The organism is Streptomyces sp. NPDC127197 (assembly GCF_042672405.1).
Lineage (GTDB): Bacteria > Actinomycetota > Actinomycetes > Streptomycetales > Streptomycetaceae > Streptomyces > Streptomyces flavusporus.
The window spans coordinates 41,215-64,426 of record NZ_JBHXVG010000026.1; the positions used below are offsets into that span (position 1 = coordinate 41,215).

Annotated in this window: 24 protein-coding genes and 1 pseudogene; 13 read left to right on the forward strand and 12 right to left on the reverse strand. The window is 72.1% G+C overall.

Annotated features, from left to right (window positions below):
• Window positions 1-103 precede the first annotated feature (103 nt).
• Window positions 104-1,549: a hypothetical protein gene (locus ACFVJQ_RS31955; RefSeq protein WP_385789060.1), complete on the forward strand. Its 1,446-nt coding sequence runs from the start codon at window positions 104-106 to the stop codon at window positions 1,547-1,549.
• A 6-nt stretch (window positions 1,550-1,555) separates the two neighbouring features.
• Here ACFVJQ_RS31955 and ACFVJQ_RS31960 read toward each other — a convergent pair whose 3' ends face one another.
• Window positions 1,556-1,969, reverse strand: coding sequence for a VOC family protein (locus ACFVJQ_RS31960; RefSeq protein ID WP_385515849.1), 414 nt, complete (start codon window positions 1,967-1,969; stop codon window positions 1,556-1,558).
• 300 nt (window positions 1,970-2,269) lie between these two features.
• Between ACFVJQ_RS31960 and ACFVJQ_RS31965 the strand changes: the two genes are divergently transcribed.
• The 4 genes from ACFVJQ_RS31965 to ACFVJQ_RS31980 all read left to right on the forward strand — a co-directional run bounded on the left by ACFVJQ_RS31965 (window position 2,270) and on the right by ACFVJQ_RS31980 (window position 6,218).
• The gene (locus ACFVJQ_RS31965; protein WP_385789062.1) at window positions 2,270-2,986 is read left to right on the forward strand and encodes a PQQ-binding-like beta-propeller repeat protein; all 717 of its coding nucleotides are present in this window, start codon (window positions 2,270-2,272) and stop codon (window positions 2,984-2,986) included.
• A 123-nt stretch (window positions 2,987-3,109) separates the two neighbouring features.
• A complete protein-coding gene (locus ACFVJQ_RS31970; protein WP_385515851.1) occupies window positions 3,110-4,708 on the forward strand; it encodes an ABC-F family ATP-binding cassette domain-containing protein in 1,599 nt (532 codons plus the stop codon).
• A gap of 362 nt (window positions 4,709-5,070) precedes the next feature.
• On the forward strand, window positions 5,071-5,292 hold the full coding sequence (locus ACFVJQ_RS31975; protein WP_018567695.1) for a helix-turn-helix domain-containing protein: 222 nt from the start codon (window positions 5,071-5,073) through the stop codon (window positions 5,290-5,292).
• Between the two features lie 134 nt (window positions 5,293-5,426).
• Entirely contained in the window at window positions 5,427-6,218 is a 792-nt protein-coding gene (locus tag ACFVJQ_RS31980; RefSeq protein WP_385789064.1) for an enoyl-CoA hydratase/isomerase family protein, read from the forward strand.
• 5 nt (window positions 6,219-6,223) lie between these two features.
• Here the strand turns inward: ACFVJQ_RS31980 and ACFVJQ_RS31985 are convergent, their stop codons facing one another.
• Entirely contained in the window at window positions 6,224-6,943 is a 720-nt protein-coding gene (locus tag ACFVJQ_RS31985; RefSeq protein ID WP_385789066.1) for a nucleopolyhedrovirus P10 family protein, read from the reverse strand.
• A gap of 89 nt (window positions 6,944-7,032) precedes the next feature.
• On the opposite strand from ACFVJQ_RS31985, the gene ACFVJQ_RS31990 reads away from it, so the two are divergent.
• Genes ACFVJQ_RS31990 through amaP form a run of 5 tightly spaced genes read left to right on the forward strand, consistent with a single transcriptional unit; the run spans window position 7,033 to window position 9,384 of the window.
• Entirely contained in the window at window positions 7,033-7,509 is a 477-nt protein-coding gene (locus ACFVJQ_RS31990; protein ID WP_385515853.1) for an Asp23/Gls24 family envelope stress response protein, read from the forward strand.
• Between the two features lie 60 nt (window positions 7,510-7,569).
• Entirely contained in the window at window positions 7,570-7,755 is a 186-nt protein-coding gene (locus ACFVJQ_RS31995) for a hypothetical protein (protein ID WP_385515854.1), read from the forward strand.
• Window positions 7,752-8,123 (forward strand): hypothetical protein, encoded by a 372-nt coding sequence (locus ACFVJQ_RS32000; RefSeq protein WP_385515855.1) that lies wholly within the window; start codon window positions 7,752-7,754, stop codon window positions 8,121-8,123. The genes ACFVJQ_RS31995 and ACFVJQ_RS32000 overlap by 4 nt, the downstream gene beginning before the upstream one ends.
• On the forward strand, window positions 8,120-8,800 hold the full coding sequence (locus ACFVJQ_RS32005) for a DUF6286 domain-containing protein (protein WP_385515856.1): 681 nt from the start codon (window positions 8,120-8,122) through the stop codon (window positions 8,798-8,800). The genes ACFVJQ_RS32000 and ACFVJQ_RS32005 overlap by 4 nt, the downstream gene beginning before the upstream one ends.
• 5 nt (window positions 8,801-8,805) lie before the next feature.
• Window positions 8,806-9,384, forward strand: coding sequence for an alkaline shock response membrane anchor protein AmaP (gene amaP, locus ACFVJQ_RS32010; protein ID WP_385515857.1), 579 nt, complete (start codon window positions 8,806-8,808; stop codon window positions 9,382-9,384).
• Between the two features lie 8 nt (window positions 9,385-9,392).
• On the opposite strand, the gene ACFVJQ_RS32015 is transcribed toward amaP, so the two are convergent.
• The 5 genes from ACFVJQ_RS32015 to ACFVJQ_RS32035 form a co-directional block, all read right to left on the reverse strand.
• On the reverse strand, window positions 9,393-10,148 hold the full coding sequence (locus tag ACFVJQ_RS32015) for an SDR family oxidoreductase (protein ID WP_385258050.1): 756 nt from the start codon (window positions 10,146-10,148) through the stop codon (window positions 9,393-9,395).
• Window positions 10,149-10,153: 5 nt separating this feature from the next.
• Window positions 10,154-11,938, reverse strand: a complete 1,785-nt coding sequence (locus ACFVJQ_RS32020; RefSeq protein WP_385789128.1) for a glycoside hydrolase family 15 protein — start codon at window positions 11,936-11,938, stop codon at window positions 10,154-10,156.
• A gap of 140 nt (window positions 11,939-12,078) precedes the next feature.
• Window positions 12,079-12,870 (reverse strand): SURF1 family protein, encoded by a 792-nt coding sequence (locus ACFVJQ_RS32025; protein WP_385789070.1) that lies wholly within the window; start codon window positions 12,868-12,870, stop codon window positions 12,079-12,081.
• A 78-nt stretch (window positions 12,871-12,948) separates the two neighbouring features.
• Entirely contained in the window at window positions 12,949-13,182 is a 234-nt protein-coding gene (locus ACFVJQ_RS32030) for a hypothetical protein (RefSeq protein ID WP_307625899.1), read from the reverse strand.
• Between the two features lie 92 nt (window positions 13,183-13,274).
• Complete coding sequence (locus ACFVJQ_RS32035) at window positions 13,275-14,270, reverse strand: DEDDh family exonuclease (RefSeq protein WP_385789072.1); 996 nt, start codon at window positions 14,268-14,270, stop codon at window positions 13,275-13,277.
• A gap of 202 nt (window positions 14,271-14,472) precedes the next feature.
• Here ACFVJQ_RS32035 and ACFVJQ_RS32040 point away from each other — a divergent pair, with 202 nt between their 5' ends.
• The 3 genes and pseudogenes from ACFVJQ_RS32040 (at window position 14,473) to ACFVJQ_RS32050 (ending at window position 16,841) form a co-directional block, all read left to right on the forward strand.
• Window positions 14,473-15,345: a sterol desaturase family protein gene (locus ACFVJQ_RS32040; RefSeq protein WP_385515861.1), complete on the forward strand. Its 873-nt coding sequence runs from the start codon at window positions 14,473-14,475 to the stop codon at window positions 15,343-15,345.
• Window positions 15,342-16,007 carry a lysoplasmalogenase gene (locus tag ACFVJQ_RS32045; RefSeq protein WP_385515862.1) on the forward strand — a complete coding sequence of 222 codons (666 nt, stop codon included), beginning with the start codon at window positions 15,342-15,344 and terminating at the stop codon, window positions 16,005-16,007. The genes ACFVJQ_RS32040 and ACFVJQ_RS32045 overlap by 4 nt, the downstream gene beginning before the upstream one ends.
• A 35-nt stretch (window positions 16,008-16,042) precedes the next feature.
• Window positions 16,043-16,841, forward strand: a pseudogene (locus ACFVJQ_RS32050) (alcohol dehydrogenase catalytic domain-containing protein).
• Window positions 16,842-16,876: 35 nt separating this feature from the next.
• Here ACFVJQ_RS32050 and ACFVJQ_RS32055 read toward each other — a convergent pair.
• The 5 genes from ACFVJQ_RS32055 to ACFVJQ_RS32075 all read right to left on the reverse strand — a co-directional run bounded on the left by ACFVJQ_RS32055 (window position 16,877) and on the right by ACFVJQ_RS32075 (window position 23,101).
• Window positions 16,877-17,878: a CopD family protein gene (locus ACFVJQ_RS32055; RefSeq protein ID WP_385515863.1), complete on the reverse strand. Its 1,002-nt coding sequence runs from the start codon at window positions 17,876-17,878 to the stop codon at window positions 16,877-16,879.
• Window positions 17,879-17,978: 100 nt separating this feature from the next.
• Window positions 17,979-19,337 carry a CoA transferase gene (locus ACFVJQ_RS32060; RefSeq protein ID WP_385789075.1) on the reverse strand — a complete coding sequence of 453 codons (1,359 nt, stop codon included), beginning with the start codon at window positions 19,335-19,337 and terminating at the stop codon, window positions 17,979-17,981.
• Window positions 19,338-19,344: 7 nt separating this feature from the next.
• On the reverse strand, window positions 19,345-19,890 hold the full coding sequence (locus ACFVJQ_RS32065) for a hypothetical protein (RefSeq protein WP_385515865.1): 546 nt from the start codon (window positions 19,888-19,890) through the stop codon (window positions 19,345-19,347).
• Window positions 19,891-19,963: 73 nt separating this feature from the next.
• Complete coding sequence (locus tag ACFVJQ_RS32070) at window positions 19,964-21,481, reverse strand: S8 family serine peptidase (protein ID WP_385789077.1); 1,518 nt, start codon at window positions 21,479-21,481, stop codon at window positions 19,964-19,966.
• 96 nt (window positions 21,482-21,577) lie between these two features.
• Window positions 21,578-23,101 carry a S8 family serine peptidase gene (locus ACFVJQ_RS32075; RefSeq protein ID WP_385515867.1) on the reverse strand — a complete coding sequence of 508 codons (1,524 nt, stop codon included), beginning with the start codon at window positions 23,099-23,101 and terminating at the stop codon, window positions 21,578-21,580.
• Window positions 23,102-23,212: the final 111 nt, after the last annotated feature.

Here is a 23,212-nt window from a genome sequence, read left to right on the forward strand (position 1 = left end):
ATCTCGGCCCACAGCCGCCGGAAGAGCCTTGCGTTGGCCAGTCCCGTCGCCGCCCGTGACATTCCGTTTGGGTTTTCGGACCGTCAACCGGAAGACTGCACCCGTGACGTCCCGTATCCCGCGCGACTCCAGGCTTCGACTCGTCCGCCCGCGACCCCTGGCCGCCGCCCCCCGAGCGATGAACCAGCGGCGCTCGCGCCGCCCCGCGCCCCGCCCGCCGGAGGGCACGCCCGCCCCCTCGGAGCTGGCTGGAATGGCACGTTCCCGGCTGGCCGGCGCGGCCCGCGTCGCCCGCTGGGCCGACACCGCACTCGGCCCCGGCAGGGACAACGCGACCTCCGACGGCAAGGCCGCCCTGGCCGACGCGACCGCCGAACGGGCGGCCGAGCACCTGGGTCTGACGCCGGCCCAGGTCCGCGCCGACTGGGACACCGCCCGCCTCGCCGGCCTCGTCGAGGTGCACGGCGACAGCGCCCGCCCCGGCTGGCGGCTGCGGGCCTGGGACCGTGACGACACCGCCGTTCTGCGCGGCTGGGTCGCCCTGTTCGACGCCTGGTCGCTCGCCCACCCGGAACCCGCCGACCACGAGCCCGCCGCCGTCGCCGAGGTCGTCTCGGCCATGCCTCAGGTGCTCTCCTTCCTCCAGCTGTCCGCCGGACCGGTCCCCGTCGAGCAGCTCCTCGACCTGCTGGCACAACGTGTCAGAGAACTGCGCACCGAGCGCTGCGAAGTCCCCTACGGCCCGCCACGCGAACCCGCGCGCATCCCGGCCCCCGCGCCCCCCACCGACGCCGGCCCGGCGCACCCCGAGCCCCGCGGGGACGACGCCGAACTGGCCCCTCTCCTCGACTGGGCCCTGCACGCCCTCGCCTCCGTCGGCGCACTCACCTACGGCGACGGCCAGGCCACCCTCACCCCGCTGGGCAGCTGGGCGGTCTGGGTCAAGCTGGAGCAGATCTGCGTCGCCGCGCAGAGCCCCGCCGGGAACATCGAGGCGGCCGCCGAGGACATGCTCCGCGGCTGCGCCCAGCTGCGCCCGAACGCGGCCCGCGCCGAGTACCGCGCCTGGCTCGCCGCCCGCCCCGTCGGCAGCGCCGTCACCGAACTCCTCGACGCCGCCCGCGGCGAGGACGCCCTGCTGCGCGGCCTCGCCTTCGAGGCGCTGCGCGTCGTCGGCGCCCCCGCCGAGCCCGACGTACGCACCGCGCTCGACGAGCCGACCCTGCGGCCGTACGCCCTGCTGTGGCTCGCCGAACACGACGGAGCCGACCCGGAGGACGCCCACGAGGTGCTCACCCGGGAGGAGGCCACCTGGCTGTGGGTCGACACGGCGGCCGCCGTCGCCGACCACGGCGAGGCGCCCCTGCTCGTCCGGCATCTGGAGTCCGCCGTGCAGCCGACGGTGCCCGCGCTGCTCGACGAAGTGCGCGCGGTCGGCCATCCCCGCACCGTCCAGGTCCTGGTCGCGCTCGCCGCGGCCCACCCCGACCCCGCCCTGGCCAAGGCCGTACGCCGTGCGGCCTTCCAGGTGCACACCGGGGGCAGCTGACCCGGCTCAGGCCTCTATCTGCGGGCCGTACGTCCCGAAGCTCCAGATGTTGCCCTCGAGGTCCAGGGCCATGTAGTCCCGCGAGCCGTAGTCCTGGTCCGTCGGGGGCATCAGGATCTCCGCGCCGTGGTCCACGGCCCGCTGGTGGTGTGCGTCGACGTCGTCCACGACGACGTACACCCCCGTCGGGCCCGCGCCCTTCATCGCCTCGTCGAAGCGGCCGCCGCGGCCCTTCGAGCCGAGCATCACCGCGCCGTTGCCCTGGACCAGCTCGGCATGCATCACCGTGCCGTCCTGGCTCTCGTACAAGGACAGTTCCGTGAAGCCGAAGGCCTCCGTCAGCTGCCGGATCGCCGCCTTCGCGTCCGAGTACAGCAGCGTCGGAAAGATGCTCGGACGCCCACTGCCGGTGCCCGCCATGCCGATCACTCCCTTGTGTATCGCTGCCTGAAATGCCGGGATCTCCAGTCCGGAAATCCCGGAGACAATCCGGAAACAAGCCCGGAAATGCTGCCTGTTGCTCAGTCTTGCACCCGCCACTGACAACGCCCCGCGACCGGGAGGAAGCCGACGCCGGGCGGGCGTCCGAACGGGGGACCCGCCCTCGCCCCCGCGTCGTGTCCCGACGGCGCACCCCGCGCCCCGTCCCGCGCGTGGCTACGCTCTGCGCCTGTCCGTGTGGGAAGCGGCGAGCAGTGGGCTCCGGACGAAGGGGGCGTGGTGATCGTTCTGCCGGTCGAGGTGACGCGGACGAGCCCCCACGCCCCGGTCTCGAAGGCCCCGCTGCGCACCCTCCGCCGCCTTGTGGCCGCCGGGGCCGCCCTTCTCCTCGCGGCCCCCCTCCTCGCCGCCGCCCACCAGGCGCGCCCCGCCCCCTACGGAGACCGCCTCACCGTCCACGCGCGTGTGCAGCACCCGACGGACCTGCGCACCCGTGACGGAACCGTCGAGGCGTACGACCCGACGACCGGCGAGGTCCGCTGGCGCCACGCCCGTGACGGCCGGCGGCCGCTCACCGTGCTCCCCGCGCGCGGGGAGGCGATCACGCTCTGGGACGACGGCTTCGTCACCGCCACCGACGGCAGGGCCGTGCGCTGGCACCGCGCTCTGCCCGCATCCGCCGACTGGCTCACGGCCCACGGCGGCACCGGCGTGCTGCGCCCCCTCGGCCGCGGCATCCTCGCCGTCCTCACCCCGCGCCGCGTCGCCGCGTACCGCACCGCCGACGGAGACCTGCGCTGGGTGCTGCCCGCCCGCAAGGGATGCTGGTTCGCGCCCGAACGTGCGCTGCACCGCGGCGGAGCCCTGCTGATCGCCCAGCCCTGCGCCCGGGGCGCGTGGACCGCGCAGCTCGTCGCCGTCGACGACCTGGGCCGGATCGCCCCGCACCGCAGGCCCCTGGGCAACGAGGTCCTCGGCCGCGGGCCGAACATCTGAACCCGCAAAAACTGGTTGCAGCGCCCCGTTAGACTGGGTCCATGGCCATTCTCCTCGTGCATTAGACGGCGGGAAGTCCCTCAGCCGCCTGTCCCGCCTCACAACCCGCCCTGGAGTCTGTCCGTGATCTCCGCCTCCGGTATCGAGCTGCGCGCCGGTGCCCGCGTCCTCATCGAATCCGCAACCTTCCGTGTCGCCAAGGGCGACCGCATCGGCCTGGTCGGCCGCAACGGCGCCGGCAAGACCACCCTCACCAAGGTCCTGGCCGGCGAGGGCATCCCCGCCGCCGGCGCCGTCACCCGCTCCGGCGAGGTCGGCTACCTCCCGCAGGACCCCCGCACCGGCGACCTCGACATCCTCGCCCGCGACCGCGTCCTGTCCGCGCGTGGCCTCGACGTCCTGATCCGCAAGATGCGCGAGAACGAGCAGCGCATCGCCACCGGTAAGGGCGCCACCCGCGAGAAGGCGATGAAGCAGTACGAGCGCCAGGAGACGGAGTTCCTCACCAAGGGCGGATACGCCGCCGAGGCCGAGGCCGCCACCATCGCCGCCGCGCTCAACCTGCCCGACCGGGTGCTCGGCCAGCCGCTGCACACGCTCTCCGGCGGTCAGCGCCGCCGTATCGAGCTGGCCCGGATCCTGTTCTCCGACGCGGACACGCTGCTGCTCGACGAGCCCACCAACCACCTCGACGCCGACTCGATCATCTGGCTGCGGGACTACCTCAAGACGTACCGCGGCGGCTTCATCGTGATCTCCCACGATGTCGACCTGGTCGAGACGGTCGTCAACAAGGTGTTCTACCTGGATGCCAACCGCGCCCAGATCGACATCTACAACATGGGCTGGAAGCTCTACCAGCAGCAGCGCGAGGCCGACGAGAAGCGCCGCAAGCGGGAGCGGGCCAACGCGGAGAAGAAGGCCGCCGCGCTCAACGCGCAGGCCGACAAGATGCGCGCCAAGGCCACCAAGACGGTCGCCGCGCAGAACATGGCCCGCCGCGCGGAGAAGCTGCTGTCCGGCCTCGAGGAGGTCCGCCAGTCGGACAAGGTCGCCAAGCTGCGCTTCCCCGAGCCCGCGCCCTGCGGCAAGACCCCGCTGACCGCCGAGGGCCTGTCCAAGTCGTACGGCTCGCTGGAGATCTTCACCGACGTCGACCTGGCCATCGACAAGGGCTCCCGCGTGGTCATCCTCGGCCTGAACGGCGCCGGCAAGACCACCCTGCTGCGCCTGCTGGCCGGGGTCGAGAAGCCCGACACCGGCGCGGTGATCGAGGGCCACGGCCTCAAGCTGGGCTACTACGCCCAGGAGCACGAGACCCTCGACCCCGACCGCACGGTGCTGGAGAACATGCGCTCGGCCGCGCCCGACATGGACCTGGTCGCGGTCCGCAAGGTGCTCGGCTCGTTCCTGTTCTCCGGCGACGACGTCGACAAGCCGGCCGGGGTCCTCTCCGGCGGCGAGAAGACCCGCCTCGCCCTCGCCACCCTCGTGGTGTCGTCGGCCAACGTCCTGCTCCTCGACGAGCCGACGAACAACCTCGACCCGGCCAGCCGCGAGGAGATCCTCGGCGCGCTGCGCACCTACAAGGGCGCCGTCGTCCTCGTCACCCACGACGAGGGCGCCGTCGAGGCGCTCCAGCCGGAGCGGATCATCCTGCTGCCGGACGGCGTCGAGGACCTGTGGGGCGCCGACTACGCCGATCTGGTCGCCCTCGCCTGAGCCGGCGGGGGCGGTCAGTGCCGCTTGATCGAATGAGTGATCCACGCGTATGGATCATTCGGCCCATCGGTGATCCATCATCTGTGTGAGATCTCCTCGTACCCCGGTGTGTCCTACACCGGTTTCGCGGCCGATCCCTTTGTCGACAAGGGGTCGGCCGCGCCCCGTTCCTGACCTGGTGATTCACGGAACAACCCGTTCGGTCGTATGCGCATCACCTGGTGGAAGTACAGATTCCGCTTGTGGGGATGTGCTCCTGTCGTCAAAACCCTCACCCACGGACCTTGCCGAATGGGTGGCCAGGAAGCCCCGGAGGGGTGATCATGAGGGGACCAGAGCGCACTTCCCATGAGGAGGCACGGGTGGCCGAGACTCTGAAGAAGGGCAGCCGGGTGACCGGCGCCGCGCGCGACAAGCTCGCGGCAGACCTGAAGAAGAAGTACGACGCCGGTGCGAGCATCCGGGCGTTGGCCGAGGAGACCGGCCGCTCGTATGGCTTCGTACACCGCATGCTCAGCGAGTCGGGCGTCACGCTCCGTGGGCGTGGCGGGGCGACACGGGGCAAGAAGGCCGCTTCGGCCTGACCCCCGGGCGAGGCCCCTCGACTTCGATGGTGGCCACCCGGTCGGTCAGGTGATCGGCTGGGTGGTTACTGTGCAGTCACTTATGAGTGCCGTCGTACGGCACTCACGATGACCGCACCCATCGGAGGCGCCCCATGGCTTCGCTCGACCCGGTACTCGACAAGGACGGCGTACGGCTCACCGTCGACGACGCCATCGCCACGGTGACGCTGACCAATCCGGCCAAGCGCAACGCGCAGAGCCCCGCTCTGTGGCGGGCGCTGGCCGAGGCGGGCCGGTTGCTGCCGGGCACCGTCCGCGTGGTCGTGCTGCGCGCCGAGGGCAAGTCCTTCTCGGCCGGGCTCGACCGGCAGGCGTTCACGCCCGAGGGCTTCGAGGGCGAGCCGTCCTTCATCGACCTCGCGCGCGGCGGTGACGCCGAGCTGGACGCGACCATCGCCGAGTACCAGGAGGCGTTCACCTGGTGGCGGCGCAGCGACATCGTGTCCATCGCCGCGGTGCAGGGGCATGCCATCGGCGCGGGCTTCCAACTCGCCCTCGCCTGCGACCTGCGCGTCGTCGCGGACGACGTGCAGTTCGCCATGCGCGAGACCAGCCTGGGGCTGGTGCCGGACCTGACCGGCACCCATCCGCTGGTCGGGCTCGTCGGCTATGCCCGTGCGCTCGAAATCTGCGCGACCGGGCGCTTCGTACAGGCCGAGGAGGCCGTGAGTACGGGGCTGGCGAACGTCGCCGTGCCGCCGGCCGAACTCGACGGCGCCGTACGGGACCTGACGGCGGCGCTCCTTGCCGCGCCACGGGACGCGGTCATCGAGACCAAGGCCCTGCTGCGGGGTGTGGGAGAACGTACGTACGAGGAGCAGCGGGTCGCCGAACGCGCCGCTCAGGCGCGCCGGTTGCGGGATCTGGCGGGCATCGGCGAGTAGGACGGTCAGCCGACCGCCGTGATCAGTACCGCCACCGTGGGGTGATCCGGCAGCGCCTCGCCCACTTTCGCGCGGACCTCCCGGGCCACGTCCACGGCCCGGTGGTCCGCGCGTACCGCCAGTTCGATCCGCACATGGCGGCGCGGGAGCGCGCGGTCGCCCGGCTCCGCCTCGAGGTGCACCGCCCGGCCCACACCGCCCAGCGCCCCGGTCAGACGGCTCACGCCCTGGACGGCGAGGGCGGCGTCGGCCACCAGGGCTTCCTCGGCGTCTGTCGACTCCCGCGCCTGCGGCGGCTCCGGGGGTTGTACGGCGTCGGGTTCCGCCTCCTGGTCCAGCAGGGCGGTCACCCGCAGGTCGATCTCCGCCACCGTCAGCCCGAGCCGCTGCGACGCGGCCGCCGCCAGGGCCCTCCGCAGCCGGGAGGCCGCCGTCGGCAGCGGTTCGGCGGCCGTGGCCGCGAAGCCGGCGGTCACACGGAGGGGGCCGGGCGGCAGGGCGCTCGGCGGTGGCGGTACGGCGGGCTCATGGGCGCCCTCCGGATCGGCCAGGCTGATCCCGACCGCGCCCAGACGCACGCCGGGCACCGCGCCCGCCGCGTGCCGCAGCACCGCCTCCACCGCCCGCTCCGTGATCCACGCGCCGTCGCGCGGGCCGCCCAGCGGCAGAAGCCTGCCGAGCCCCAGTTGCCGCCGTACCGCCCGTGTCCATCCGTCCGCCGTCATTACTCCAGCCTGCCGCATTCCTGGCGCGCCCCCGAGTAACCGCGCTTACCGTGGGCGAAGGGGACGACGACCGAAAGGGACGCACGGTCATGACCGAGATGAACCGGACACAGGCTCCTGAGAGCGAAACCCAGCCTCCAGTGCAGACCCGCAAGCCCACCAGGCGTGGCGGCGGCGATCCGGGGACCCGGGGGAGGACCACCATCGCCGACGGGGTCGTCGAGAAGATCGCCGGACTCGCCGCCCGCGACGTCGTCGGCGTGCATGCGTTGGGCAGCGGACTGAGCCGCACCTTCGGGGCCGTACGCGAGCGGGTGCCCGGCCAGGCGAAGTCCGTGACGCGCGGGGTGAAGGCCGAGGTCGGAGAGGTGCAGACCGCGCTCGATCTGGAGATCGTCGTCGACTACGGCGTCGCGATCGCCGACGTCGCGCGGGCCGTGCGGGAGAACGTGGTCTCGGCCGTGGAGCGGATGACCGGACTCGAGGTCGTCGAGGTCAACATCGCGGTGAGTGATGTCAAGCTTCCGGAGGAAGAAGAAGAGGAGACGGAAACCCGGATCCAGTGACGCCCCGGCGACCGGAGCACCGTACGGCTGACGCGCCGCTGACTAGCTGAGGAGCGCACGATGAGCATGGCCCTGGTCGGCATGATCGCCGGGATGGCCCTGGGCTTCGCCGGGTACTTCGGCGGGTTCGGTGCCTTCCTGCTGGTGGCGGCCCTGGGAGCCGTCGGGTTCGTCGTCGGCCGGTTCCTGGAGGGGGACCTGGAGGTCGGCGACTTCTTCCGTTCGCGTGGCGAACGCCGGCGGTGACGCCCGTGAGCAGTGGGGCCGCCGAACCTCGCAGACCGGTCACCGTCGTACCTCCGGGCGAGCGCGGGGCGACCCTGATCGCCGACCGCGTGGTCGCGAAGATCGCCGCGCAGGCGGCCCGCGAGGCGCTCGGCACGCTGCCGCCCGAGGCGGCCCGCCCGCACGCCACGGTCGTCGTGCACCACGACGCCGCCCGGGTCCGCATCCACCTCGAACTCGACTACCCCAGCGACATCGGCTCCCGCTGCGGGCAGGTGCGTCGCCGGGTCGTGGAACGGGTAGGCGCGTTGGTGGGAATGGACGTTCCGGAGGTCGCCGTCCAGGTGGAGCAGCTGCATCTGGCGGCGGCGCAGGGGAGGGCGCGATGAGCGAGTCCCAGGGCTCCGAGGGCACCACACAGCAACTGCCGGTCATCGAGAAGGAGGCGGCCGAGCCCGAACTCGGCCAGTCCGCCTCGTCGGCTGCCTACGAACCGCTGCCGGCCGCCGACGCGGACAACGGCGGAAACCACCGCTTCTGGTCGGCCCGCCGTATCCCCGCGGGCATCGTCGCGCTGCTGCTCCTCGTCGTCGCGGGCGCCTTCCTCTACGACATCGCCGCCGTCCGCGCCGACCGGCCGTCCATGCGCTGGCGCCGGGAACTCGCCCGCCAACTCGCCGAACGCCCCCTCGACGACACCTGGGTCCTCGTTGGCGCCGGCGTCGCCGCCGCCCTCGGCCTCTGGCTGATCGTGCTGGCCACGACGCCCGGCCTGCGAGCTGTCCTGCCGATGCGGCGCACCCATGCCGACGTACGCGCCGGACTGCACCGCGACGCCGCCGCGACCGTGCTGCGCGACCGGGCCATGGAGGTGTCCGGTGTGCAGTCGGTACGGGTCCGGATGCGCCGCAAGAGGGCCGACGTACGGGCGGTCTCGCACTTCCGTGAACTGGACGAGGTACGCGCCGACCTGGACAGCGTGCTCGCCGACGCGATCAGGGGACTGGGCCTGGCCCGGCGGCCCGCGCTGACGGTGCACGTCCGGCGGCCCGGCCGGAAGGGGTGAGCGCGATGCTCAGGACCGTCAACCGGGTGCTGCTCGCGATCGTCGGGCTGGTGCTGGTCGTGTTGGGCGGGGCGGTGCTCGCCGTCGGGCTGGGCGTCGACCCCCCGTCCTGGTGGATCCATCACGGCAGGAACGACGTGCTGCTCGGCGACGCCGAGCGGACCCGCTGGCAGGGCGCCGGCTGGTGGTGGCCCACCGTCCTCGCCGCGCTCGCCGTCCTCGTCCTGCTCGCCCTGTGGTGGCTGGTCGCGGTGCTGCGCCGGCGCCGGCTCTCCGAGGTGCTCGTCGACACCGGCGACGGGGAGGGCGCCCTGCTGCGCGGGCAGGCCCTGGAGGGCGTACTCACCGGTGAGGCGGGCGCCCTGGACGGCGTCGCCCGCGCCCACGTCCAGCTCACGGGCCGCCGCAGCGCACCGGAGGCACGGGTACGGCTCCTGGTGGAGCCGCACGTGGACCCCGGGGACGCACTGCACCGCCTCACGGCCCAGGCCCTGGCCCACGCCCGCGATTCGGCGGGCCTGGCGTCGCTGCCGGCCGAGGTCCGCCTGAGGGGCGTCAAGCACCGTGCGGAAAGGGTCAGTTGACGTGCCTCTCAGAAGCCGTGCCGCGCTCCGCCGTCCACCGGCACCATGACGCCCGTCAGATAGGACGCAGCCGGCGACAACAGGAACGCGGCCGTACGCCCGAACTCCTCCGGCGCCCCGTACCGCCGCAGCGGAATACGCGACTCGGCAGCCGCACGTGTCGCCTCCGGATCCGCGGACAAGGAGTCCAGCTCACGCACGCGATCCGTGTCGATACGACCGGGAAGCACCCCGACGACGCGAATACCCCGCGGCCCCAGCTCGTCCGAGAGCGACTTGGCAAAGCCCGCCAGCCCCGGCCGCAGCCCGTTGGAGATGGTCAGCCCCGGAATCGGCTCGTACACCGAGCCGGACAGCACAAACCCGATGACGCCCCCGGCTTCGAGTTCCGCCGCCGCCGCACGGGCGAGCCGTACCGCACCCAGGAACACCGACTCGAACGCCGACTGCCACTGCTCGTCGGTGTTGTCGGCGACGAAGCCGGCGGGCGGCCCGCCGACGCTGACGAGGATGCCGTCGAAGCCGCCGAACCGCTCGCGCGCGGCACCGATCAGGCGGGCCGCCGCCTGCGGATCGCCGTTGTCCACGGCCACCCCGTACGCGTTCGGCCCCAGCTCCGCCGCCGCGTCGGCGACCCGCTTGTCGTCCCGCCCGGTGATGACCACCTTCGCCCCGTCGGCCACGAGCTCGCGCGCGGAGGCGTTGCCCAGGCCGCGCGTGGCCCCGGTGACGACGTACACCCGGTCCTTCAGTCCAAGATCCATAGCCCCTATCCTGCCCTGTCCGCCCCGTACAGGGCGAGGGCCGTGTTCACCAGGCCGATATGGCTGAACGCCTGCGGGAAGTTGCCGAGCTGGCGGCCGGTCACGGGGTCGTACTCCTCGGCCAGCAGCCCCACGTCGTTCGCCATCCCCACCAGTCGTTCGAACAGCTCGCGGGCCTCGTCCGTACGACCCGTCATGTGCAGTGCGTCCGCGAGCCAGAACGAGCACACCAGGAAGGTGCCCTCGCTGCCGGGCAGCCCGTCGACGACCGTCCCGTCGGTGCTGTAGCGGCGCAGGAAGCCCTGGTGGCACAGCTCCTCGCGCACCGCGTCGATGGTTCCCTTCACGCGCGGGTCGTCCGGCGGCAGGAAGCCGACGCGCGGAATGAGCAGCAGCGCGGCATCCAGCTCGCGCGAACCGTAGTACTGCGTGAAGGTGTTCCGCTCGGGGTCGTACCCCCGCTCGCACACCTCGCGGTGCACCTCCTCGCGCATCTCCCGCCAGCCCGCCAGGTCACCCTTGAGCTCCGGATGCCGTTCCAGCGTGCGCACCGCGCGGTCGGCGGCCACCCACACCATCACCTTCGAATGCACGAACTGGCGCCGGCCGCCGCGCACCTCCCACAGCCCCTCGTCCGGCTGCCGCCACGCCGTACGAAGGAACTTCATCAGGGCACACTGCAGCCGCCACATGTCCGGCTTGACGGACAGGCCCGAAAGCCGGGCCAGCGACAGGGAGTCCATGACCTCGCCGTACACGTCCAGCTGCAACTGCCGTACGGCGTCGTTGCCGATCCGCACGGGTGCGGAACCGGCGAAACCGGTCAGCCAGGGCAGCTCGTACTCCGGAAGCCGCCGTTCACCTGCCAGTCCATACATGATCTGCAGGTCCGCCGGGTCGCCCGCGACCGCACGCAGCAGCCAGTTGCGCCAGGCCTCCGCCTCCTCCTGGTAGCCCGCCGACAGCAGCGCGCCCAGGGTGAGGGTGGAGTCGCGCAGCCAGCAGTAGCGGTAGTCCCAGTTGCGCACACCGCCGATCTCCTCGGGAAGTGAGGTGGTGGGAGCGGCGACGATGCCGCCGGTCGGCGCGTAGGTGAGGGCCTTGAGGGTGATCAGCGACCGGACGACCGCGTCCTTGTGGGGGCCGTCGTAACGGCAGCGGGCTGCCCACGCCCGCCAGTCGGTGACGCTGCTGCGCAGTGCCCCGTACGGGTCGACGAGGGGCGGGCGCGGCTCGTGGGAGGGGTGCCAGGTGAGGACGAACACGACCTTCTCGCCCTTCTCGACCGTGAACTCCGAGTGCGTGCCGAAGTCCTCGCCCCAGGTGCGCACGGCGGGTTCGCTGCGCAGCCACACCGAGTCCGGGCCCGCGACGGCCACCCGGTGCCCGTCGGTCCTGCGTACCCACGGCACGATCGAGCCGTGGTCGAAGCGCAGGCGGAGTGTGCTGCGTACGGTCACCCGGCCGCTGCGGCCCTCCACGACGCGTACGAGGTCGGGTGCGCGGTCCCGCTGCGGCATCAGGTCGGTGACCCGGACCGACCCCTCCGGGGTGTCCCACTCGGTGTCGAGGACCAGCGTTCCGGGGCGGTAGGCGCGGCGGGTGCAGTTGCCCTCGGCGCCCTTGGGGGCGATCCGCCAGTGGCCGTTCTCCTGGTTGCCGAGCAACTTGGCGAAACAGGCGGCCGAGTCGAAGCGGGGGAGGCAGAGCCAGTCGACGGAGCCGTCCTTGCCGATCAGGGCGGCGGTCTGTTCGTCGCCGATGAGGGCGTAGTCCTCGATGCAGTTCACGGCGCCGATACCGGCGCCGTTCTCGGCTTTGCTCTGGGCTCGGTTCTCGGTGGGCGGGTACACGGATCCCGGGTTCCCGGGGGCCGTGGGGGCAATCCGGGCAAGAGCCGGGCGGATGACGGGGTTAGGGCGTGTCCGCCCTACACCGGCGCCGGTTCCGCCTCCGTCTGCTTCTGCTTCGCCGCCGCCGCGCGGTCCCGGACCTCGCGGCGGGCGAGGATGACCCAGCCGACCGGGACGCCCGCGGAGAACAGCCACCACTGGATGGCGTAGGCCATGTGGTTGCCGATGCTGTCGTGGTCCGGAGCCGGGATCAGTTCGGGTGTGTCGCCCTTGGGTTCGGGCGAGGTCAGTTCGATGTAGCCGCCGAGGACCTGCTTGCCGAGGCGCTCGGCCGCCTGCTCGCTGCTGATCAGCATGACCTGGCGGTCCGGCAGCCCCCTGACGTCCTTGATGCCGCTCTCGGCGGTCGTCTGGTCGGGCATCAGCCGTCCGGTGACGGTGATCTCACCCTCCGCCGGTGCGGGGATCTTCGGGAACGCCGTCTGGCTGGGGCCGTCCGCAGGGATCCAGCCCCGGTTCACCAGGAGGACCTTGCCGTCGTCGAGGACGAAGGGCGTCAGGACGTGGAAGCCGACCTCGTCGTCCGCGTTGGTCCGGCGGCGTACGACGACCTCGTGCGCGGTGTCGAAGCGGCCCTTCGCGGTGACCCGGCGGTACAGGTCCGCGTCCTCGACCTCGGCGCCGGGCGAGGTCAGCGACTCGGCCGGGACCGGCTCGGCCGCCAGCGAGTCGGCGATCACCTGGTTCAGCGCGACCCTGTTCTCGTGCCGGTGAAGCTGCCAGAAGCCCAGCTCGATCATCGTGGGGATGAGCGCGAGGGCGACAAGGGTGAGGATCACCCACTGCCGGGACAACAGGAAGCGGTACACCCCACGACCGTACATCTCGGGCTGCGGGGTGCTGTCGCTGGGGTGTGCCGCAGGGGATCGGGTGGGGCTTGGACCGTCTCAGACCTTGTCGATGATCCCCACCTTCCCCTCTGCGCGGGCGCAGTGGGCGCCGCAGTACCAGTGGCCCTCGGCCTCGACGCCCTGGCCGATGATCTGGACCCGGCAGTGCTCGCAGATGGGGGCCATGCGGTGGATCGCACAGGAGAAGCAGTCGAAGACGTGCACCGCGCCCTGTGCGTGCACCTCGAAGGTCATTCCGTAGCTATTGCCGCAAACTTCACATGTCGCCATGCGCCACAGGGTGAGCCGTCTCCGCCGCACGAGCGAGCGGGCGCCGGGCGAGTCGCTCGGCAATCACCCGTCCGTACGGCTGCCTGCCGGGTTCACGGCTCCGACGCCGGTTCCACGTCCCCGAGGAGCTGTCCGAACGCCGCCTCGTCGACCACCGGCGTGCCGTACTGCCGGGCCTTGACGACCTTCGACGTACCCGAGTCCGGGTCGTTCGTGACGAGCAGGCTGGTCAGCCGGGACAGGCTCGTGGAGACATGCAGCCCGGCCTCGGTCGCACGGTCCTCCAGCAGCTCGCGCTCGACCGACGTGTCCCCCGAGAAGGCGACCCGCATGCCCTGCTTGAGGCGTTTGCCCTCTTCGTACCGACCCGGGTTGGGATACGGGCAGGCGGGCCTTTTGCGGGAGGGCCGCCAACTTCCCGGCCGGTAGCCGCCGTACCCGCCCGTCGCCTGCTGTCCGATGCGGGGCGCGGGCGGCTCCCACCACTCGGTCAGCGGCCGGCACTCGTGCAGCGGCAGCCGTACGCCGCTCTCGGCCGCGGCTCTCAGGCTCGGCCGGAACGCCTCGGCCAGCACGCGCGCGTCGTCCAGTGCGTGGTGCGCCCGTTGCTGGACGACGCCGAAGTGCGCGGCCAGCGACTCGAGCTTGTGGTTGGGCAGCGGCAGTTCCAGCACCTTGGACAGGGCGATGGTGCACAGCCGTTGACGCACGGGGGCCTCGCTCTTCGCGCGCGCGTACTCCCGGGCGATCATCTGCCAGTCGAACACGGCGTTGTGCGCGACGAGCACCCGGCCCTCCAGCCGGGTCGCGAACTCCTCGGCGATGTCCTGGAAGAGCGGCGCCCCTTCGAGTACCTCGCTCGTCAGACCGTGGATCCACACGGGCCCGGGGTCCCGCTCCGGATTGACCAGCGTGTACCAGTGGTCCTCGACCTCGCCGCGCCCGTCCAGCCGGTAGACGGCCGCGGAGATGATCCGGTCGTCCCGGGCCAGGCCCGTGGTCTCCACGTCGACGACCGCATATCCGTGGGGATACGCGGCCGGCCACGCGGTGGGGGAGGACGCTGCGGTCATGCGGTCTTCGAGCATGGTCACTGAGAATACGGGCCGGGACTGACATCGCCGTCCGTCAGGGGCGCAGGTCCGTCCTCCTGCTCGGGGCGTACCGGCTGAGAGTGCACGCGCGCGTGCGCCATTGGTGGAGATCGCCAACAAGCAAGCGCGTACCCCCGGTAATACTTGTCGGTAACAACGTCTAGCCGTGGCCGATCCGCGGTCCTACGGTGCAGCCATGCCGAACCTCCCCGATGTCGTGGTCTGGTCGATACCCGCCTTCGTACTGCTCACCGTGATCGAGATGATCAGCGTCCGCCTCCATCCCGACGAGGACGCGGCGGGCTACGAGGCGAAGGACGCCGCCACCAGCGTCACCATGGGGCTCGGCAGTCTCGTCTTCGACTTCCTCTGGAAGATCCCGATCGTCGCCATCTACACGGCGATCCACGAACTCACGCCGCTGCGCGTGCCCGTGCTGTGGTGGACCGTCCCGCTGATGCTGCTCGCCCAGGACTTCTTCTACTACTGGTCCCACCGCGGCCACCACGTCATCCGCATCCTGTGGGCCTGCCACGTCGTCCACCACTCCAGCCGGAAGTTCAACCTCACCACCGCGCTGCGCCAGCCCTGGACCTCCCTGACCGTCTGGCCCTTCTACGTCCCCCTCATCGCCCTCGGCGTGCACCCGGCCGCGCTGGCGTTCTGCTCCTCCGCGAACCTCGTCTACCAGTTCTGGATCCACACCGAGCGGATCGACAAGATGCCCCGCTGGTTCGAGTTCGTCTTCAACACGCCGAGCCACCACCGGGTGCACCACGCCTCCCAGGGCGGCTACCTGGACCGCAACTTCGGCGGGATCCTCATCGTCTGGGACCGCCTCTTCGGTTCGTTCGTCGCCGAGACCGAGCGTCCCGTGTACGGGCTGACCAAGAACATCGACACCTACAACCCGCTGAAGGTCGCCACCCACGAGTACGTCGCCATCGCCAAGGACATGAAGGCGGCGGCCGGTTGGCGCGAGCGCGCGGGGCGGGTGTTCCGCGGGCCGGGCTGGCAGCCGGCGCCCGCGCCGACGCCGGAACCGGCCGAGGAGACCGCGGCCGCATGAGAACACCCCGCGTCCTGCTCGCCGCCTTCGCCCTCGCCGTCGTCACCGACCTCGTGTCCCTCGCGGTCGGCTTCGACCCCGGCCACACCGTGGCCAAGCCCCTCCTGATGCCCCTGCTGGCCGCCTGGGCCGCCCTGCACGGCGCGCCCCGGCTGCTCGTCGTCGCCCTGCTGTTCGGCTGGGGCGGTGACACGCTGCTCCTGTCGGACGCCGAGCCCGCCTTCCTCGCCGGGATGGCCTCCTTCGCGGCCGGGCACGTCTGCTACCTCGCGCTGTTCAGGGCGCGCGGCGCGCACCATCCGTTCCTGTTCGCCGGGTACGGCGTCGCCCTGGCCACCACCGTCGCCGCGCTCTGGCCGGACCTCCCGGCCGACCTGCGGGTGCCGGTCGCCGGGTACAGCCTGCTGCTCACGGCCATGGCCTACCGGGCGGGCAGCAGGTTCGGCCTGGTCGCCGGGCTCGGCGGTGCGCTCTTCATGCTCTCCGACACCCTCATCGCGACCGGCGTCGCCGAGTGGCCCCAGCCGCCCCGGCCCGACCTGTGGATCATGCTCACCTATATTGCGGCGCAGATCCTGCTGGTCACTGGCACACTCAGAGCCCTCGAAGCGCGCCCGTACCCGGCGGCGACGTACGGTGAGGTGCGCTCGACCACCCCCTGAGCGCACCTCACGACCTCGCGGGAGAAGACCTCGCCATGCGCGCCCCGTTCGACATGCGGGGTGGCGGACGTACCCGACCCCGCTGTCCAGCTGCCCACCGACGCCGTGGTCCGGGTGCTGCGCGCCTGCATCTGCGGCAGTGACCTGTGGGCGTACCGGGTGAGGCGGCCCGTCAGCCGGGGCAGCGGATCGGGCACGAGTTCCCCGGTGTCGTCGAGGAGACCGGCTCCGAGGCGTCCGGCGTCCGCGCCGGCGATCTGGTCGTCGCGCCCTTCATGTGGTCCGACGGCGTCTGCGACTACTGCCGGGAGGGCCTGACCACCTCCTGCGAGCACGGCGGCTTCCGGGGCTCCGACGGCGGCCAGGGCGAGGCCGTGCGCGTGCCCTTCGCCGACAGGACCCTCGTCCGGCTACTCAAGGACGCCGCCTCCGACGAGCGGCTGCCGGCCGCCCTGCTGACCCTGTCCGACGTCATGGGCACCGGCCACCACGCCGCCCTCGCCGCGGGCGCCCGGCCAGGCGCCACGGTCGCCGTCGTCGGCGACGGAGCCGTCGGCCTGTGCGCCGTGCCGGCCGCCGAGCGGCTCGGCGCCGAGCAGTCCATGCGTACGGCCGTGAACATCACCCGCGACGGCGGCGGCATCGGCTTCGTCGGCGTGCCGCACGGCAGCGGCACCGGACTCGACCTCGGCGTCATGTTCGACCGGAACATCGCTCTGCGCGGCGGTGTCGCACCGGTCCGCGCCTACATCCCCCGAGCTGCTGCCCGACGTCCCCGAGGGCTACAAGGCGATGGACGAGCGCGTCGCGCTCAAGGTGATGGTCACCGTCTGACCCTCACCGCTTCCGACCCTTGACAGTCCGACCCCTCACCATCTGATCGGCACAGGCAGCGCCGTCAGCAGCCCCGACACCGCCACGACCAACCCCAACGCGAGCACCTCCGCGCGCGCGGGCGCGCAGGCCGTGAGCGGGTCGGCGGCCCGGCGCAGCCGGGTGCGCGCCCACAGGGCGAGTGCGGCGACGGCCGCCACCAGCAGCACCTTGGCGAGCAGCACGCGCCCGTACGCCGTCGTCGTCAGCTGCTCGAGGATGGTCTCCGACGGCATGCGGCGCAGCGAACTGCACACCCCGGTCGCCGTGATGGCGGCGAGCAGAACGGCCGCCACGCGGGCGTAGAGCCCCAACAGCGCCGCGCCCGCCGGTGTGCCGCCCCGCAGGCTCCGCAGGACGTGCAGCAGACCGCCGGCCCACAGCGCCGCGCACGTCAGATGCACCAGCGTCAGTCCTGAGCCGACGAGCGGGGAGTGCTCGGTCGTCGGATGCGCCCGCAGCGCCTCGGCGACGACCACGGCGGCCAGCGGCCAGACCTGGGTGCCGGGCCGCCGCGACAGCGCGCACAGTCCGGCCACGGCGAAGGCGTTGACCTCCAGCAGCGCGAGCTTGCCGTCGCGGGTGGCGTACAGGCCGCCGACGTCGAGGTCGGAGAGGCTGTCCGGCACCAGATTGCCCGTCGACACGATCGAGGCGAGCCCGAGGGCGGCGAGGAAACCGGCGCCGGCCGCATACGGGGCCCAACTGCGGGGCACGGCCGGGGGAGTGCCGGGCACGGCGCGGGCCAGCCGGTTCACGAACAGCTCGCCCACCGGAACGCACAGCGCCGCGAACAGCACCGTCCGCAGCAGCGCGATGCCACCGGCGCCGGGCGGGGCGGCCTCCCCGGTGTCGTGCAGCGCGGCGGACGGGCCGAGCAGCGGGATCAGCGCCCCGAGCGCCGCCAGGACGAGGACGGCGACGGCCCGGCCGGTACCGGGGCGCCGCTGGGGCCCGCTCGCGTCGGCCATCCCCGACGTGGGTCTTGTCAAGGCCACCTCATGATCTTCACCAGTCGCCCCAGAGCCGGGCAAGTGCAGGAAAACAACTGGCGGTATGGCATTCCGCCCATGGGTACGTTTTCGGACGCCTCGGGACTCAGGCCCACCCCACCGGATCCGTGCCCCACACCCCAGGTGGCCGCCCCCATGTGCCCGGCCCGCCCTCGAAGGACACCGGCGGCAGGGCGTACCGCAGCTTCCCGAGGGCGCTGTCGGTCTCGGCCAGCCAGGGAGCCGGGCCGTCGTACGCCGGACCACCCGCGCCGTCCGCTGCGATCCCGTGCGTCAGCCACCGGGCGGTCCGCGCCAGCGCCAGCCGTACGACCTGGCCGTAACCCTCGCGCAGTTGTTCGGTCAGCGCCCGCAGGACGGCCGCCGCCAGCAAGTACCCGGTGCCGTGGTCGAGGGCCTGTGCGGGGAGGGCGCCCGGGTGTTCCCGTGAGCCCTCCACGAGGGAGATCCCGGTGGCCGCCTGTACCAGGCTGTCGAACCCGCGCCGCCCGCCCCACGGCCCGTACGTGCCCCACGCGGACAGCTGTGCCACCACCAGCCCGGGCCGCCGCTCCACCAGCGCCTCGGGCGAGAGCCCGAACCGGTCCAGGGCGCCCGGCCGGTACCCGGTGACGACCACGTCCGCCGCGGCGAGCAGCTCCTCGAAGGTACGTCGGTCCTTCGTCAGGTCCAAGGTGGCGGACCGCTTCCCGAACCCCGTGTCGGCGTGCTGGTCGGGCAGTTCGGGGCAGCCCGGGGGATCGATGCGCAGCACGTCCGCGCCCAGCAGGGCGAGGGTGCGGGTGGCGACGGGGCCCGCGATGACCCGGGTCAGATCCAGGACGCGCACACCGGCGGCGGGCAGCAGAGGGGTTCCCTCCAGCGGCGGCAGCGCACCCGCGCGTGCCGTGTCCAGGCGCTCGCGCTCGACCAGGGGCCGCCCGGTCACCGCGACCGCCTGCGGATGCGCCGCCCACTCCTCGGGCGTGCGCACCGCGACGGCGAGCCCCTCGGCCGCGCACACGGCCTCCTCGACCTCCGACGCCGACCGTTCGGCCAGCGCACGCTCCACCTGGGACTCCCGCACGCCCAGCGCGCCGAGCAGCCGCTCCCGGTGATGCGGATAGTTCGCATGCGTCCGCACCCACCCGTCCGCCGTCCGCCAGAACCGCGACAGCGGAGCGAAGGTGACCGGAACGCGCCCGTCGATCAACAGATGACGCTCACTCACGAACGCCGTCGCGACTCCGCCGTCGTCCACCCGGACCTTCGGCAGCTCCCGCATCCCGGCCCGCACCGCGCCGAGCTCGGCGCCGGCCAGCGCGCACACACCTACACACGCGCGTGCCAACTCCCGTACGGGAAGGCGCCCCTGGAGAGCTCCGTCCCGCGCGAAGGTGGACACCCGCGTCGTCAGGACGGGGTCACCGCCCAGCGCGGACCAGGCATACTTGATGTCGGTCATGACTGCACTATGCGGTATTGACCGAATCAACATGAGAAGCGGCCGACCACCACAGACGCACCTCCTTGCGCACGTCCGTCGGCCGCAGCTCCCACCCTTGGGCGAGCGCGACCTCGGCGACGTACCGCCCGCCCACACCTCGGTAGTCGCGCAGCGGTATCGCGCACTCGACCGGCGGCCTCGGCTTCCTGGGCTCGTGCGGGGCCGAGGCGCGGGCGGTCCAGCGGGCGACCACCTTGTCGGCACGGGCCCGGTAGTACTCGGCGTCGCCCTCATGGCGCAGCTCCGGCCAGCTCACGCACCAGGAGGCGAGGCCCGCGATGGCGCCCAGCGTCCTGTCCATGAACCTCATGTAGCCCCGCTCGAACCGGTCGCTGACGGCGGCGATGGCGTCGGCGAACAGACCCACGACGAAGAGCACGGCGGCGACCGCCAGCCACAGCGCGCACAGCAGCGGGAAGAACACCAGGGTCGCGCTGAAGAGCAGGCTCAACTTCCAGCGGGGCCGTGCCGGTTCAGGCGTCCAGTCGGCAGGATTCTCGTACACGTCCATGGGCGTAGATCTTGTCCCATGCGCGAAGGGGCCGGGGAGGCGGTCTCCGACCCCTTCACGTGCGCGTGCCGTGCTACTTCGTCACCGCGTCCAGCGCGTCCGCCGTGCCCCAGCCGTAGAAGCCGTTGTAGTTCTTCGGGCCTTCGCACACCGCGTCGACCTTGCCGTCGCCGTTGATGTCGTACGGGTCCGTGCACGCTGTGGCGTCCGCCTCGGCGTACAGCAGGGCCTTCACCAGGCCCGGAGTGGCGTGCGGGTGGGTCGACTTGATCAGGGCGGCCACGCCCGCGACATGCGGCGAGGCCATCGACGTACCGGCCATGTAGCCCCACTTGCCGCCGGGCAGTGTGCCCAGGATCAGGCCGCTGGTCGCGGGCGGCTCCGGCTTCTGGTACGCCGTGGAGTCGCCGCCGGGAGCGGCGATGTCGACGACGCCCAGACCGTGGTTGGAGAACGACGACTTCAGGCCCTTGGCGCCGGTGGCCGCGACCGTGACGATGCCCGGCAGCTGGGTCGGTATGTCGTAGCACTCGGACGGGTCGATCACCCGCTCCGTGGGCGTGGAGTCGTTCGGGGACACCGGGTCGGTGATCTCGTCGGCCGCGAGGTCGTAGTTCTCGTTGCCGGCCGCGGCGACGTTGACCGCGCCCTTCTTCTCCGCGTACTTCGAGGCCCGGGTGATGGCCTCCACCAGCGCCTTCTGGTCGGGATCGTTCTTGCAGTTGAAGTACCAGGGGTCGGTGTAATAGCTGTTGTTCGTCACGTCGACGCCGTGCTCGGCCGCCCACACGAAGCCGCAGACGACGGCCTCCGTGTAGAAGTAGCCGGCCGTGGTGGACACCTTGATGCCGGACACCTTCACCCCCGGCGCGACGCCCGTCATACCGACGCCGTTCTTGGCGGCCGCGATCTCCCCGGCCACATGCGTGCCGTGCGGGCTCTCCGTCGCGCCCGGCCGCCAGGCGCCGTCGGTGGTGTCCGGCTTGCCCGTCACACAGTTGACGGAGGCCTCGCGGTCGAAGTTCGGGGCGATGTCGGGGTGGGTGTCGTCGACGCCGGTGTCGATCACGGCGACGGTCACCTTGCTGCTGCCGAGCGACTTCTCGTGCGCCTTGTCCGCCTTGATGGCCGGCAGGTCCCACTGCAGGCCCTGGAGCGGGTCCTGGCCCTCGGCGGCCTCGGCGTCGGCGACGTCCTGCGCGCTGAGCACCTCAGGCGTCCCCACGTCGGTGGTGGACTGCGCGGGCAGCGGGGCGGTCCGGGTGGCACCGGCCGACTCCACCCCGCGCACCGTGCGGATCGTCCTGGCGAAATCGGCGTTCGACGAGTGCACGACGATCACGCCGATCCGGTCGTACGACATCACGATCGTGCCGCCGGCGTCGGCGATCGCCTTCTTCACATCCTCCGAAGGGCCGTGCCCGGGGCGGACGTTGACGACATAGCTGAGCGAGGTCGCGTCGGCGGACGCCGTCGGCGCGGGCTGAGCCGCGGACGCCGTGGCGTTCGGCAGGAACGCGACAGCCGTCGCCATGGCCATCCCGACGGGGATCACCAGGGCGCGGCGGTGGCGCGAGTGAGGCACTGTCATGGTGAGGATGTCTCCAGTTCGTTCGCGGTACGACGGACCGTGCGGGACGTCCGAGCGGCGCGACCGGACCGGCCGCGCCGCAAGCCTGACGGCGGCCTACTTCACCGCACGCAGCGCATTGACGATGCCGAAGCCGTAGAAACCGTTGACGCGGTCGCCGCCCTCGCACACCGCGTCCTGCGTGCCGTTGCCGTCCTGGTCGTACGACTCGGGGCAGCCCGGGTTGTCGGCCTGCGCCTTGAGCAGCGCCTGGAGCTGCGCCGGGCCCGCCCACGGGTGCTCGGACTTCAGCAGCGCGGCGACGCCCGCGGCGTGCGGCGAGGCCATCGAGGTGCCCTGCAGGAAGGCGTACTCGTTGTTCGGCATGGTCGACAGGATGCGGCCGTCCTTCGACGGCGTGTCCGGGAGCTGGTAGCGCCGGTCGCCGCCCGGCGCCGCGATGTCGACGACGCCCTTGCCGTACGAGGAGTAGTACGACTTGAGGTTCTGCACACCCGTCGCGCTGACGGTGACGATCCCCGGGAGCTGCGTCGGTACGTCGAAGCACTCGTGCGGGTCGATGGTGCGCTCGACCGGGGTGGAGTCGTCGGGGCTGGTGTCGTCGACGATCGCGTCGGAGTCCAGGTCGTGGTTGGAGTTGCCCGCGGAGGCCAGGTGCAGGGTGCCCTTCTTCTGGGCGTACAGCTGGGCCCGGTTGACCGCGTCGACGATCGCCTTCTGGTCGGGGTCGTCCATGCAGTTGTACAGCCACGGGTCCACGTAGTAGCTGTTGTTCGTGATCTCGACGCCGTGGTCGGCGGCGAACACGAACGCGCACACGACGCTCTCCGGGTAGAAGAGGCCGTTGTGCGGGTCGCTCACCTTGATGCTCGACACCTTCACACCGGGCGCCACGCCGGCCACACCGACGCCGTTGCGGGCCGCGGCTATCTCACCGGCGACATGCGTGCCGTGGTAGTCCTCCGCGGTGTACGGCCGCCAGGCGCCCTCGCTGGTGTCCGCGACACCGCCGACGCAGTTGGCGGACTGGCCCGCGGAGAAGTTCGGGGCGAGGTCCGGGTGGGTGTCGTCGACGCCGGTGTCGATGACGGCGACGGTGACCTTGCTGCTGCCCGGGTTGATCTGTGCGGCCTGGTCGGCGCCTATCGCGCGCAGGTCCCACTGGTCGGCCTCGAGGGGCTCGCTCCCGGGCGTGGCAGCCGCCTCGGCCTTCGCGGCCTGAGCGTCCGTCAGGTAGTCGGCCGCACCCTCGTCCGTCGTGCCCGCGGCGACCAGCGGGGTGGTGCGCGTGGCACCGGCCGACTGCACCCCGCGGACCGTGCGTATCTGCGCGCCGAAGTCCGGGTTCGCCGAGTGGACGACTATCACGCCGATCTTGTCGTACGTCGTCACGACGGTGCCGCCGGCCGCGGCGATCGCCTTCTCCACCGACGCGATCGTGCGCCGGTCCGTCTTGGTGTTGACGACATACGCCAGGTTGGGTGCGTCCGCCGTCTGCGCGCCGGACTCCACGCGCGGGGCGGCCGAGGCGGCCGCCGGCAGGAAGCCGAGCGAGGCGGTCAGCGACAGTACGACGGGCACGGCGAGCGCCAGCCGACGTCTGGAACGCAGATGAGCCATGGGGTCTCCACATCATCCGGAAACGAAACCGGCCCGAGACACAGGTGGTGCTCGGGCAGGTGCATGACGAGTGTGCAGGGCGAAGCTATCTCCCGAACTCGCTGGCCAGCA

Coding starts and splice junctions, on each gene's coding strand:
- ACFVJQ_RS31960 (WP_385515849.1), bottom strand. CDS start 1,969: ATGGCGGGCACCGGCAGTGGGCGTCCGAGCATCTTTCCGACGCTGCTG.
- ACFVJQ_RS31980 (WP_385789064.1), top strand. CDS start 5,427: ATGGCTTCGCTCGACCCGGTACTCGACAAGGACGGCGTACGGCTCACC.
- ACFVJQ_RS31985 (WP_385789066.1), bottom strand. CDS start 6,943: ATGACGGCGGACGGATGGACACGGGCGGTACGGCGGCAACTGGGGCTC.
- ACFVJQ_RS31990 (WP_385515853.1), top strand. CDS start 7,033: ATGACCGAGATGAACCGGACACAGGCTCCTGAGAGCGAAACCCAGCCT.
- ACFVJQ_RS31995 (WP_385515854.1), top strand. CDS start 7,570: ATGAGCATGGCCCTGGTCGGCATGATCGCCGGGATGGCCCTGGGCTTC.
- ACFVJQ_RS32005 (WP_385515856.1), top strand. CDS start 8,120: ATGAGCGAGTCCCAGGGCTCCGAGGGCACCACACAGCAACTGCCGGTC.
- amaP (WP_385515857.1), top strand. CDS start 8,806: ATGCTCAGGACCGTCAACCGGGTGCTGCTCGCGATCGTCGGGCTGGTG.
- ACFVJQ_RS32015 (WP_385258050.1), bottom strand. CDS start 10,148: ATGGATCTTGGACTGAAGGACCGGGTGTACGTCGTCACCGGGGCCACG.
- ACFVJQ_RS32030 (WP_307625899.1), bottom strand. CDS start 13,182: ATGGCGACATGTGAAGTTTGCGGCAATAGCTACGGAATGACCTTCGAG.
- ACFVJQ_RS32035 (WP_385789072.1), bottom strand. CDS start 14,270: ATGCTCGAAGACCGCATGACCGCAGCGTCCTCCCCCACCGCGTGGCCG.
- ACFVJQ_RS32040 (WP_385515861.1), top strand. CDS start 14,473: ATGCCGAACCTCCCCGATGTCGTGGTCTGGTCGATACCCGCCTTCGTA.
- ACFVJQ_RS32045 (WP_385515862.1), top strand. CDS start 15,342: ATGAGAACACCCCGCGTCCTGCTCGCCGCCTTCGCCCTCGCCGTCGTC.
- ACFVJQ_RS32060 (WP_385789075.1), bottom strand. CDS start 19,337: ATGACCGACATCAAGTATGCCTGGTCCGCGCTGGGCGGTGACCCCGTC.
- ACFVJQ_RS32065 (WP_385515865.1), bottom strand. CDS start 19,890: ATGGACGTGTACGAGAATCCTGCCGACTGGACGCCTGAACCGGCACGG.
- ACFVJQ_RS32070 (WP_385789077.1), bottom strand. CDS start 21,481: ATGACAGTGCCTCACTCGCGCCACCGCCGCGCCCTGGTGATCCCCGTC.
- ACFVJQ_RS32075 (WP_385515867.1), bottom strand. CDS start 23,101: ATGGCTCATCTGCGTTCCAGACGTCGGCTGGCGCTCGCCGTGCCCGTC.